At 30.5% G+C, this 13,297-nt stretch carries 8 protein-coding genes and 1 pseudogene; 8 read left to right on the top strand and 1 reads right to left on the bottom strand.

The window, feature by feature from the left end:
• Positions 1–5: 5 nt before the first annotated feature.
• The 4 genes from AC34EU_RS06875 to AC34EU_RS06860 all read left to right on the top strand — a co-directional run bounded on the left by AC34EU_RS06875 (position 6) and on the right by AC34EU_RS06860 (position 5,279).
• The gene (locus AC34EU_RS06875) at positions 6–1,325 is read left to right on the top strand and encodes a DEAD/DEAH box helicase (RefSeq protein WP_487534361.1); all 1,320 of its coding nucleotides are present in this window, start codon (positions 6–8) and stop codon (positions 1,323–1,325) included.
• A 263-nt stretch (positions 1,326–1,588) separates the two neighbouring features.
• The gene (locus tag AC34EU_RS06870; RefSeq protein WP_487534362.1) at positions 1,589–2,464 is read left to right on the top strand and encodes a sterol desaturase family protein; all 876 of its coding nucleotides are present in this window, start codon (positions 1,589–1,591) and stop codon (positions 2,462–2,464) included.
• Positions 2,465–2,588: 124 nt separating this feature from the next.
• Positions 2,589–3,077, top strand: a complete 489-nt coding sequence (locus AC34EU_RS06865; RefSeq protein WP_487534363.1) for a DUF2271 domain-containing protein — start codon at positions 2,589–2,591, stop codon at positions 3,075–3,077.
• 9 nt (positions 3,078–3,086) lie between these two features.
• The gene (locus tag AC34EU_RS06860) at positions 3,087–5,279 is read left to right on the top strand and encodes a PepSY domain-containing protein (RefSeq protein WP_487534364.1); all 2,193 of its coding nucleotides are present in this window, start codon (positions 3,087–3,089) and stop codon (positions 5,277–5,279) included.
• 2 nt (positions 5,280–5,281) lie between these two features.
• On the opposite strand, the gene AC34EU_RS06855 is transcribed toward AC34EU_RS06860, so the two are convergent.
• Positions 5,282–7,525 (bottom strand): TonB-dependent receptor, encoded by a 2,244-nt coding sequence (locus AC34EU_RS06855; RefSeq protein WP_487534365.1) that lies wholly within the window; start codon positions 7,523–7,525, stop codon positions 5,282–5,284.
• Between the two features lie 56 nt (positions 7,526–7,581).
• Between AC34EU_RS06855 and AC34EU_RS06850 the strand changes: the two genes are divergently transcribed.
• The 4 genes and pseudogenes from AC34EU_RS06850 to AC34EU_RS06835 all read left to right on the top strand — a co-directional run.
• Complete coding sequence (locus AC34EU_RS06850; protein WP_487534366.1) at positions 7,582–7,992, top strand: metal-dependent transcriptional regulator; 411 nt, start codon at positions 7,582–7,584, stop codon at positions 7,990–7,992.
• Between the two features lie 42 nt (positions 7,993–8,034).
• Positions 8,035–9,762 (top strand): SulP family inorganic anion transporter, encoded by a 1,728-nt coding sequence (locus tag AC34EU_RS06845; RefSeq protein ID WP_487534367.1) that lies wholly within the window; start codon positions 8,035–8,037, stop codon positions 9,760–9,762.
• Between the two features lies 1 nt (position 9,763).
• The gene (locus AC34EU_RS06840; RefSeq protein WP_487534368.1) at positions 9,764–11,149 is read left to right on the top strand and encodes an MBL fold metallo-hydrolase; all 1,386 of its coding nucleotides are present in this window, start codon (positions 9,764–9,766) and stop codon (positions 11,147–11,149) included.
• A 249-nt stretch (positions 11,150–11,398) separates the two neighbouring features.
• A pseudogene (locus tag AC34EU_RS06835) lies at positions 11,399–13,297 on the top strand (hypothetical protein); the annotation flags it as partial.

Genomic DNA, 13,297 nt, shown 5'->3' with positions numbered 1-13,297 from the left:
TTATTATGGCAAATAGCATCAAAGAACAACAAGATATTTTAACAAAATTAAATATTCATGTACTAAATCCAATGCAAAAGGAGGCTATTTCTATAATAGAATCAACAACCAACACAATTCTTTTGTCTCCCACAGGAACAGGTAAAACCTTGGCTTTTTTATTGCCCATTATCAAGACTCTAGATCCGAATTGTAAAGAGCTGCAAGCATTAATTATTGTTCCTTCACGTGAACTTGCCATCCAAATTGAACAGGTCGTTCGTTCTATGGGTTCTGGATTTAAAGTAAATGCTGTATATGGTGGCCGTCCCATGTCTAAGGACAAGATTGAGATCAAGCATGTGCCTTCAATTTTAATAGGAACTCCCGGTAGAATTGCAGATCATTTTAGTAATGATCGGTTTTCTAAGAAATATATAAAAGCACTTATATTAGACGAGTTTGATAAGTCTCTTGAAGTTGGTTTTGAGTCGGAGATGCGTGAAATTATCAATCAGCTGCCCCATATAAATAAACGGGTTTTAACATCGGCAACGCAAAGTATTAAAGTTCCAGACTTTGTGCGCTTGGACCAACCCAAGATGGTCAATTATTTAAAAGAAAAGGTAGTCTCGAAATTAGAGGTTAAAACGGTCTTGTCCTCTTCAAAAAATAAATTGACAACCCTATTAAATTTATTAGAATACCTTGGAAATCAAAATGGAATTATATTTTGTAACTTAAGAAGTAGTGTTGATAAGGTAAGTCGTTTTTTAGATAAAAATAAGCTAAACTATAGCTGCTTTTCAGGCGGAATGGAGCAAAAAGATAGAGAGCGTTCATTGATAAAGTTTCGAAATGGGACCAACTCGATTTTAATAGCTACCGATTTAGCCTCAAGAGGCTTAGATATTCCAGAACTAAAATTTATTATTCATTTCGAACTGCCTCGTTCCGAAGAAGAGTTTGTCCATAGAAATGGAAGAGCTGCTCGAGTAGTTTCTAAAGGAACTGCCTATGTTTTGAGAGGAGAAAACGAAGACTTTCCAGAGTATGTTAAAAAACCTAAAGTTGTAAATATCTCAAAAAAAGCATTAAGAAAGCCTCAGTTTTGGGAAACACTATTTATTTCTGGTGGAAGAAAAGATAAGATTTCTAAAGGTGATATTGCAGGACTTTTTTTTAAACAAGGAAATATTACAAAAGACCAACTAGGAATAATTGAGTTAAAGCAAGATTGTGCTTTTGTTGCAGTGCCAAAAACAATAGCAGTTGTCCTGGTGGAAAAATTAAATAACACCCGATTAAAGAAGAAAAAAGTACGGGTAACTACTTTAATTTCGTGAAAGACAAAAAGGGTTTTGATTTGGAATTTAAGAGCAATAGAGACAAACAAAAAATTTAAATTTGTGTTAGTTTCTATTCATATTAGTGAACCTTTCAACCCTAATTTATAATAGAGTTTAGTTTCAATTAGTTGACTATCTTTATGATGATTTTATCACATGAAAAAACACTTCTCAACCTTTCAAATTACAGTTTCCATTATTTTTATTTTTGTCTTTTTTATTTGCATATTATTTTTTAACAATTAGTTTGAGTTTGATCCATGGAATATTTTGAGTTATTTATAGAGTCTTTTTTAGGAGTCTTACAATGGACTGTAAGGCAGTTTTTCTTTAAAGTTCCAATTAGTGAAAATTACTTTTGGGGTTTAATTATTATTTCATCGGTGGTTTGGACTATTGAATTAGTTTTTCCTTGGCGAAAGAATCAGAAAATATTTAGACAAGATTTTTGGTTAGATCTTTTTTATATGTTTTTTAACTTTTTCATTTTCTCAATAATTATTGTTGGCTTTTATAAAGTTTTTAATAAAATGATGTTTGATGCTTTTAATATAAGTTCAAATTCAATTTCTATATTGAATCTTTCCCATTTTAACCCATTAATTCAATTACTCATTTTTTTTGTGATTTTAGACTTTTTTCAATGGACCACACATATTTTAATGCATAAGTATACGTTTTTATGGAAATTCCATAAGGTTCATCACTCGGTTAAGGAAATGGGTTTTGCTGCACATTTTCGTTATCATTGGATGGAAAATATTTTATATAAACCTCTAAAAGTTTTCGCTATAATGTTGATTGGTGGTTTTGAGCCAGAGCAAGCATATTTAATTCATTTTCTAACAATCACTATTGGGCATTTAAATCACTCAAACATAAAGCTTAGTTATGGCCCTTTAAAATATATTTTCAATAATCCAATTATGCACCTTCATCATCATGCACATTCATCTCCAAAGAAATTTAAAATTGGAGTCAATTTTGCAATCAGTTTAAGTGTTTGGGATTATATATTTAAGACTAATTATGTTCCTCACAAAGATGGAGAAATAAAACTTGGATATGAAGGAGATAATAATATGTCTAAGGACTTTATTGGACAATTCTTTTATGGTTTTAAAAAAGAAGATTAAATAATTTTAATTTTTTAAAAATTTTTATTCAATTCTTTTATTTAGATTAAGTATAAATAATTATTTTTGTAACCTGTTTTATAGATTTCAAAAAATAATATTGATTTAAATAAACTTAGACAACATGCAAAATAGATTAAAAACCTCAATAGTTATAGTTTTGATAAGTTTCTTAATGTTTTCATATTCAAAAATATTAGACACTACTAATGTTAAATGTATGATTCAGATGACAGATTATGATGGGTTTGGCGCATATATCATAATATCACTAATTAACCCAGAAGGAGATTACGAAAGCACACTTTTTGTTCAAGGCAAAGATAAAGAGTGGTATAATGAATTAAGTAAATGGTGGAGATTTTATGGCAAAATTAGAAATAATATTGATGCCATTACTGGAGAAACAGTGAGTGGAGGTGAACGAACAGTTAGTTTGATAAAAATACCTAACGATAAGATCGATAAAGGTTATAGCGTTAGGTTTGAAAGTTCAGTTGAGGACCAAAAATATTATATTGAAGATATTCAGTTTGATTTGACCTCTGAAAATATTAATAATAAAATAGAAGGAAGTGGATTTATACATTACATAAGGATGATTTCTAATTAGATAAAATATATGTCACTTCTTATTTGGAGATATAGTCATTTTTTACTTGCATTAATTTCTTCACTTTTTTTACTAATCGCTTCCATAACTGGAGGAATTCTCGCTTTTGAACCTATAGCAGTTTCAATTCAGCCATATAATTTGACTTCACTTGAGGAAGTTTCACTCAATCAAACTGTTTTAAGTCTCAATAAAAATTATAAAGAAACAATTAAAATAGAAGTTACAGAGGATGATTTTGTTATAGCGTCAGTAATTACAGATGATGGACAAGCAAAGAAAATTTACATAGACCCTATAACTGGAGGAAATATTGGTTTGGTCAAAAAACAAAAACGATTTTTCAGTTTCATCACTAATCTACACCGATCACTTTTCCTCAAAACTATTGGTCGTATTTTTGTAGGTTTAGTTTCACTGCTGCTCTGTTTTATCGGAGTTACAGGAATTTTTTTGTTAGCAAAAAGACAAGGTGGTTTTAGTAAGTGGTTTAAGCGCGTAAAGGACGGTAATTTTAATCAAAAATATCATGTTGTTTTGGGAAGGTGGTTGGTTCTTCCTATAATAATAGTTGCAGTAACGGGAGTGTTTTTGTCAATCGAGAAATTATCGTTATTACCAAAGAATTATTTGAATTATAGTTGGAATGATAAACAAAGTGAATTAGTGAATAACAAATCATTAACAAGCTTTTTTGAAACTATTTCATTAGAAGAAGTTAGAAGTTTAACTTTTCCCTTTTCAAAATCTAAAGAAGATTTTTTTGAACTTTCTCTTAAAGATAGAGTGCTAATTATTGATCAGTTTTCGGGAAGAGTTATTAAAGAATCTCATTATCCTTTTATGAAACTAGCTGCACGATGGAACTTAATTTTACATACAGGAAGAGGAAGTATATTATGGTCTATTATTTTATTTATAGCAAGTTCAAGTATGTTATTTTTTATGTATTCTGGATTTTCAATGGGACTTAAACGAATTCTTAAAAGTAAAAAAACAAATAAAGTATTGGGCGAAAATGAATGTGAGTATATAATTTTAGTAGGTTCAGAAACAGGTAACACTTATACATTTGCCAAACATTTTTATAACAGCTTAGTTAAAGCAGGAAAGAATGCATTTATATCATCATTAAGCGACTATACTCAATATGAAAAAGCAAAGAATATTATTGTGTTTACTGCCACCTATGGGGATGGAGAAGCTCCATCAAATGCTCGCTTATTTGAAAGAAAACTAGAAACTAGTATTCCTGTAAATGAAATGAATTTTTCAGTTGTAGGTTTTGGATCATTAATGTATCCAAATTATTGCCAATTTGCTATTGACGTTGATAAAATACTTAATAATAATCCCAAGTTTAAATCAATAATGCCTCTTTACAAGATTAATGAAGAATCAAAAAGCGCCTTTGAGTTTTGGATTAAAAAATGGTCAAAGGTTACAGCAATTAATTTAAATTTAGAAATAACTAAACCGATCAAAAAGAAATTAAAAACCAATTATTTTAAAGTCATAAATCGAAAACAATTAAATATTGATAATACATTTTTATTAGAATTACAGTCTGAAAAAAACTTCAATTTTAAGTCTGGAGATTTATTAAATATTCTCCCAAAAGAAAATAATTATACAAGACAATATTCTATAGGAAAGATTGGTGAAGATTTATTATTGAGTATAAAAAAACATGATCAAGGTTTTTGTTCTTCTTATTTAAGTGAACTCAATATCGGTGATTCTTTAAATGCTACTTTTGAAAGTAATTCTAATTTTCATTTTCCAAAAAAAGCACATTCTGTTATTTTAATATCTAATGGAACAGGTATTGCTCCTTTTCTTGGAATGATTAATGAAAATAATACTCAAATACCATTATATTTATTTTGGGGAGGAAGAACTAAGGAGTCTCTAAAAATTTATGAAAAATATATAAATAGAGCTATATCAAAAAATAATCTTTCACATTTTTATAAGGCTTTATCGAAAGAAAATAAAAAACAATACGTTCAAGACGTTTTAATTGAAAACAAAGATCAAGTTTGTGATACAATAAAAAATAATGGAGTAATAATGATATGTGGATCATTATCAATGCAGCACGATGTTCTTGATGTTCTTGAAGAAATATCATCAAAAAATCTCAATCAATCATTAAGCGAGTTTGAAAATAATGGTCAACTACTTTTAGATTGCTATTAAGATCAGTCTAAACTCCATCTCATTCCAATAAAATATCGAATACCCTGATTGGAAGCGTAAACATATGATGGATCAAATGTAAGTGCATATGGATTTTCAATAGTTTGAGTAGCATTTCCATTTTGATCAAATAGTACTTTTTTGTCAAAAGGATCAAATGAGCGGGCAATACTATTTTCAGCAGGTGTAAAATTTAAAATATTTTTAACACCACCATAAAATTCATAATTGTTCTTAAGAGACTTTGTTATTTGTAAGTTTATTATACTAAAAACTGGAGAAAATTCATCTCTTGGATCCAATGACCCTAATCTAGGAAGTCTCATTTTCCCTATAATATTTCCAGTAAAATCTATTTTATACTTAGATTTAATAAATTTCTTTTCAATCTTCCAAACTCCTTGAAAGCTTTCTGTTAAGTATGGAGTGTACTCTTCTCCATCTTCAATAATTGATGAGTCTATATAAGTAGCACCAATGTTAATTCTAAGTCCATTATTAAATAATGAATTAAAATTTATTGATGCTCCTTTAGTTATGGATCTACCATTTAAATTATCATAAATTATGAGATTTGGATTTATATCATAATTTGGAACAATTTTATTTGAGAATTTTGTCCAAAAAATACTGGCATCAAAATCTAGTATATAACCTTGTTTAGCATATATTTTTTTTACATAATTCATGTTTGTGTTCCATGATCTTTCAGGTTTTAAATCATTTAAAAAAACAACATCTCTAGCTCCAGTTAAAGCTGCATGATCCTCTGTAAAAACCTTTGCAATTCTATAACCTGATCCAATGCTAAATCTTACAGTTGAAGATTTGTCTTGATTAGTAATTTTATAATTTAATCTTGGAGTGAATATGTTTCCATGAATTGAATTGTGATCATACCTTAAGCCTAGGAGAACTGTATTTAAATCATTGATTTTTATTTCATCTTGTATAAAAAAACCTGGAAGGTTTGTTATCTCTGCCATATTAGATGATGAACCCTCATTAAATGTTGCTGTTGTATCGTCATCATAATATGTATATCTATATGCTAAACCAAAAAGAAAAGAGTTAATTTTTAAATTTTTAGTCCAAATTAATTGACCAAAACCTATTGATTGCTTTGCGTTATATATTGTGCTTCCGTAAACTGAATTTTGATCATGATTATTAAAACTAAATTGAAAAAATAAGTTTTTATTAAAATCATATTTTCCAAAAACCTCAATTCTACTAGTATAGATGCTTTCTCCATATACTTCTTTTCCACCTCTAAAACTTGAAGACCAGTTCATTTGTCCTCCCCACCTATCTTCATAAATGTATCTAGTTGCAACAGATAGTTTGTTTTTGAAATCCAACTTATTAAAAATTGAGATTCTATCTACTAGTGTTAAGTCTGTAAACCCATCATTATTATTATCAATAGGATTCGAATAATTGAAATAATTTATACCTAAAATGCCTTGTATTTTGTTTTTTGATTTGTACTTGTAACCTAAATCTGTATTTATTTCTCCCCACCCTGAGGTAAAGGAATCAAAAGAAAATTTCGAAGCATTTGCAGGCATTTTAGTTATTAAATTGATTAATCCTCCTATTGCCTCTGACCCATAAAGAGTTGATGCAGGTCCCTTAACAATTTCAACTTGCTCGATTAAAGATTGTGGTATACCAGATAATCCATAAACTGATGATAACCCGCTTACGATTGGAAGTCCATCAATTAAAACCATTGTATAACTGCCTTCTTGTCCATTAATATGAATATCTCCAGTACTACAAACATTACAGTTTAGTTGGGGTCTAACACCATTTATTATCCCCATTGACTCAAAAACAGAAGGGGCTGGGTTTCCCTTAAAAAAATCTTTAGTATAAACTTCAACAGGTACGGGGCTATTTAGTTTTGAAACTGGCTTTAATGTTCCAGAAATAACTACTTCATTTAATTGATCATCTAACTTTAATTCAATTGATCCAATATTTTTTCTACTATAACTTATTTTTTGACTGAAAGATTTATGCCCTATATATGAAATAATTATTTTGGGATTCTTTACCTTAGATACGTTTATGATAAAATAACCAGATTGATTAGTTATAGTTCCTATTTTGGTTCCGCTAATTATTACAGAGGCACCTGGAAGAGGATAACCTTCAGAAAACACTTTGCCTGTTATAGGATAAACTTGGGCATATGATATTTTAACAAAAATGAAAAATATATATAGAATTCGATACACTAAAAAAAAGTTTTATACTGCAAAACTATTATAAAGTTTTATACTACAAAACATTTATGAAAAAAACAATTGAAAAAGAAAATTATCTAAAAACTATTTACAAGTTTGAAGAGAAAAATAATAAGGTAACAGTTACGGCGCTCAGTATTTTTTTTAAAGTAAGTAAGTCTACTGTCTCAAACATGTTGAATAAATTAGTGAAGATGGGGTTTATTGATACAATGCCATATAAGCCAATTGAATTGACTTCTAAAGGAAGAAAAAAGGCAATAGAAATTATTTCAAAACACAGGCTTATTGAATTATATTTAGTTAAAGAAATGAATTTTTCAGTAGATCAAGTTCATGAAATTGCTGAAGAAATAGAGCACATAGAGAATTCGAGTTTCTTTAACAGAATGAGAGAAATGTTAGGGGATGAATTAATTGATCCTCATGGATCGGTTATTCCAAAAAGTGATTATTAATTATAACCACCCTATAATTAAAGTATTAAATTGCGGATTAACATGAAAGAATATTTTCCAATATTAGAATGGCTTCCTAATCTTTCAAAAAAGTCAATTCAAAACGATTTTGTTGCTGGTCTAACGGTTGGGATTATGCTAGTTCCTCAAGGAATGGCATACGCACTTCTTGCAGGATTACCCCCGGTATTTGGTCTTTATGCAGCCTTGGTCCCTCAAGTTATTTATGCTATTATGGGTACTTCTCGTCAGTTATCAGTTGGTCCAGTAGCAATGGACTCCTTGTTGGTTGCTTCTGGATTAGCAGCTTTAAAGCTTTCAGGAATTAATGAATATATTTCAATGGCAATTTTTTTAGCTTTTTTCATGGGCTTAATTCAACTTGTTTTAGGGTTTTTAAGGATGGGATTTTTGGTGAATTTTCTTTCTAAACCTGTTATTTCTGGTTTTACATCTGCTGCAGCTATTATTATCGGATTAAGTCAATTAAAGCATTTGGTTGGAGCTCCTTTTGAATCAAGCAATAAAATACATTTATTATTAATTGAGTTCATAGATAAAAGTTCTCAAATCCATTTAATCACTTTATTTATTGGACTAATAGCAATAGCAATATTAGTTTTATTAAAAAAACTAAACCCATCTATTCCTGGAGCTTTGATAGCGGTAATTCTTTCTAGTGTCTGGATTAAATATTTTGGAGAAAACTCTGGAGTATCGATTGTAGGCGTAGTCCCTGAGGGCCTTCCTTCATTTAGACTACCTGAAATTGAACTGATAAATATTACAAAAATATTACCATTAGCTTTAACACTAGCATTAATCGCTTTTATGGAAGCTATTTCTGTTGCAAAGGCTATTGAAGAAAAAAAAGATTATTCGATTAATCCCAACCAAGAATTAATTGCTTTAGGAGCATCAAATATTGTTGGCTCTTTATTTCAATCATACCCAACTACTGGAGGTTTTTCTAGAACAGCAGTAAATGATCAAGCTGGAGCTAATTCTGGATTAGCATCAATAATAAGCGCTATAGTAGTTGGACTTACTCTTTTATTTTTGACTCCATTATTTTATTTTTTACCCAACACGATTTTAGCTTCAATCATAATGGTTGCTGTATTTAAATTAATTGATTTTGAATCACCCAAAAAATTATGGAAATCAAGTAAAAGCGAATTTTATATTCTTTTATTCACGTTTTTCATAACTCTTTTTATTGGGATAAAAGAAGGGATTATCTTAGGAGTTTTAGCTTCATTATTATTATTAGTATATCGATCTACTCAGCCACATGTTGCTGTTTTAGGAAAAATTAAAGGAACTGATTATTTTAAAGATATAGACAGGTTTACACAGGATATTGAAACTTATGAGAGTTTACTTTTACTAAGGTTTGATGAGCAAATATATTTTGGAAATTCACAATTTTTTAAAGAACAGCTTCTTGAAAGAGTTAATCAAAAAAAAGGTAAATTAAGTGTTGTTATTCTTAGTTCAGGGGGGATTAATTATATTGATTCTAGCGGAATGAAAATATTAAATGAAATAGTTTTAACTTTAAAATCTAAAAATATTCAATTTTATATAGCTGGTGCAATTGGACCGGTTGTCGATAGTTTATTTAAAAGTGGAGTTGCAAAAGCTATTGGAAGTCAACATTTTTTTGCTAATACTCAGCAGGCTTTTGCTTATTTTAAAAATAAAAATCCAAAAAATAAGATTGAAGAAAAAATAAGTTTGCAAGCAAATACAGAAATATTAGAATAAAATGAAAGTAGAACAAATTTATACTGGATGCTTATCACAAGGAGCTTATTATATTGAAAGTGATGGTGAGGCTGCTATTATTGATCCATTAAGAGAAGTAAACAGTTATATTGAAAAAGCGAAGTCTAATAATGTAAAAATCAAATATATTTTTGAAACGCATTTTCATGCAGATTTTGTTAGTGGTCATTTGACTTTATCAAAAAAGACGGGAGCTCCAATAGTATACGGGCCAAACGCTGATCCAAATTATGATGCTATAATAGCAACTGATAATCAGGTTTTTAAAATAGGTAATTGTACAATTACAGTTTTGCACACTCCAGGCCATACCATGGAAAGTTCAACATATTTATTGAAAGACCATAATGGAAAAGATTACGCTATATTTAGTGGAGACACCCTTTTTCTAGGAGATGTGGGTCGTCCTGATCTTTCTCAAAAATCTGATGACATGACAATGGAAGACTTGGCTGGAATTCAATATGAAAGCTTAAGAAATAGAATTATGCCATTGGCTGACGATGTGATTGTTTACCCTGCACATGGAGCAGGTTCTGCATGTGGTAAAAACATGATGAAGGAGACAGTGGACATTCTTGGAAATCAAAAAAAGATGAATTATGCCCTAAGAGCAGACATGACTAAAGAAGAGTTTATTAAAGAAGTTACAGAGGGACTCATGCCTCCTCCAACCTATTTTCCTTTAAATGTTAAAATGAACAAAGAGGGGTATGAAGATATCGATTCGATTATAGATAGAGGTATTAATCCAGTATCAGTTTTAGAATTTGAAAAAACAGCTAATGATTCAGGAGCTATTATACTTGATGTTAGGCATCAACAGGATTTTGCAAAAGGACATATACCTAAATCAATTTTTATTGGTTTAAAGGGTGGGTTTGCTCCTTGGGTAGGAACTCTAATAGCAGATGTAAAACAACCTATTTTACTAGTTGTTGAAAAAGGAAAAGAAGAAGAAGCCATAACAAGACTATCAAGAGTTGGGTTTGATAATACTATAGGGTATTTAGAAGGTGGCTTTTCAGCTTGGAAAGAATCAGGAAATCAGATTGATAAAGTAACATCTATTTCAGCTCAGCAATTTGAAATAGAAATCAAAAATAATGATTCTGTTATTTTTGATGTACGTAAAAATTCTGAATATGATAATGAAAGGATTGATTCTGCAATTAACACCCCTTTAGATGTTATTAATAATTATTTATCAGATGTTCCAGATGAAAAAAATTTTTATGTTCACTGTGCGGGAGGATATAGGAGTATGATTGCTGCTTCAATTTTAAAAAGCAGGGGAGTGCATAATTTAATCGAGATAAAAGGAGGTTTTAAATCTATCAAAGAGACTGCTATTCCAATAACATAAATCTATCTTAGGATAAATGAAAAATTTAAGCTTCATTTTATTTTTTTTTATTGGAATAGTAAACGTTTTTTCAGTCATGTACCTCCAACTTTACACTTTCAGATTTTAATCTTGCACTTGATGCTACTGTCTCTGCAAATGAGGCAAAATTAATCACGGCATCAAATTATAAAAGAGGAATGATTTGCTTTTGCAATATAATTCATAACTTTAATCAAAAGTTTTAATAGGATTTAGTTAGTATTAAATATGTTAAAAAGATTAAGCCTTTTTTTACTAATTCTTCTTCCTTTTATATCTTACTCACAAGATATTGATTTTGATGGAGATGGTATCCCAAATTCATTTGATTTAGATGATGATAATGATGGGATATTAGATACTGTTGAGTGCCCTCCAAATGTTAATAATTCAACTCTAGTTATCACTGGAGATTCATCTGGAAATTTTACGGGGGGATATCCGATTTCAACTTCTCCAATAACAGTTATCGGTTCAGGATCTGGACAGGTCGGAGGAGCATTTGAAAAAAATATAAATATAAAAACAGAGCTTGGTGAAGGAGATGTTTTTCAGAATTGTCATATAATTTTTAATGTAAATGGAAATTTTGATGATGGATTAACATTTTCTATTGATGACGTAGTTTATCTTAAATTTAACGAATACCATTGGAATGGAAATTTTTTAGGAACATCTGCGCCAGAATTTATTGGTACTGGAAAGTTTAATTCAAGTGGTAATGGAGGGCAATGGACGCCCTGGACTGGCGAAGGAAATCCAACGGTTGAGATAACTCCGGGATCAATTAGATTAATGTTAGACACTAAAGGTGGTGGTAGAGAAGATGCTTTGCCTTATATGGACCCAAACGGTAATTCAAGTGCAGGAGAATTAGTTATAAATCCAAATTTTACATACGATTGTTTAACCGGTTTTAAATTGACTTTTGGAAACTCAAATCATGGAGGTCCCGGTTCAATTAACGCAAACGTAGTTGTTGAAACTTTTATTAATCCATGTAATACTGATACTGATGGAGATGGAATGCCAAACACTGTAGATACTGATTCTGATGGAGATGGACTACTTGATTCAAGTGAAGGAGCCTCAAACGACACGGATAATGATGGAGTATTAAATTTTTTGGATAATGACGATGATGGTGACGGTTTTTTAACATCTTACGAAATTATATGTAATACAGATCCTCTGGATAACTCATCTGTCCCAGCTGATTTTGATGGTGACACGATCCCAGACTGTATTGATCCAGATGACGATAATGATGGTTTTACAGATGATAACGATGCCTTTGAATTTGATCCAAATGAATGGTTGGATACAGATGGAGACGGTATAGGAAATAATGCGGATCCGGATGATGATAACGATAATTATACAGATGAGGAAGAGATTATTTGTCTTAGTGATCCTTTAAATACTAGTCAAACACCACCTGATAATGATGCGGACTATAATCCTGATTGTATAGATCCCGATGATGACAACGATGGTTTTTTGGACACCTTTGAAATATTTTGTGGAACCAATCCTTTAGATTCAAGTTCAGTACCCATTGATACTGATCAGGATGGAATTTATGATTGTGAGGACTTAGACGATGACAACGATGGTTTTGATGACACTCTGGAGATTCAATGTAACACAGATCCACTTGATCCTTTATCAATTCCTGTTGACACAGATGGAGATGGAGAGTTTGATTGTCTTGATTTGGATGATGACAACGATGGATTAACAGATACCGAAGAGCTTTTGATTGGAACAGACACATTAGATGCAGATACTGATAATGATAATGTTGATGATTTACCTGATGTTTTCCCATTAGATCCAACTGAGTGGTCAGACACTGACGGAGATGGTATAGGAGATAATGCTGATCCTGATGCGGATGGTGATGGTTATTTAGATGAAGATGAGATTATTTGTGGAACTGATTCTCTTAACCCAGGAAATGTTCCTTTGGATTATGACGGAGACTTCATTCCAGATTGTATAGATCCCGATGATGACAACGATGGTTTTTTGGACACCTTTGAAATATTTTGTGGAACCAATCCTTTAGATTCAAGTTCAGTACCCATTGATACTGATCAGGATGGGATTTATGATTGTGAGGAC

The sequence above is a fragment of the Candidatus Marivariicella framensis genome, from assembly GCF_982709265.1.
This window is presented reverse-complemented; position numbering and strand designations above follow the sequence as displayed.

Bases quoted from the DNA above. Each gene is read 5' to 3' on its own strand.
- AC34EU_RS06875 (WP_487534361.1), top strand. From the start codon at position 6: ATGGCAAATAGCATCAAAGAACAACAAGATATTTTAACAAAATTAAAT.
- AC34EU_RS06870 (WP_487534362.1), top strand. From the start codon at position 1,589: ATGGAATATTTTGAGTTATTTATAGAGTCTTTTTTAGGAGTCTTACAA.
- AC34EU_RS06865 (WP_487534363.1), top strand. From the start codon at position 2,589: ATGCAAAATAGATTAAAAACCTCAATAGTTATAGTTTTGATAAGTTTC.
- AC34EU_RS06860 (WP_487534364.1), top strand. From the start codon at position 3,087: ATGTCACTTCTTATTTGGAGATATAGTCATTTTTTACTTGCATTAATT.
- AC34EU_RS06850 (WP_487534366.1), top strand. From the start codon at position 7,582: ATGAAAAAAACAATTGAAAAAGAAAATTATCTAAAAACTATTTACAAG.
- AC34EU_RS06845 (WP_487534367.1), top strand. From the start codon at position 8,035: ATGAAAGAATATTTTCCAATATTAGAATGGCTTCCTAATCTTTCAAAA.
- AC34EU_RS06840 (WP_487534368.1), top strand. From the start codon at position 9,764: ATGAAAGTAGAACAAATTTATACTGGATGCTTATCACAAGGAGCTTAT.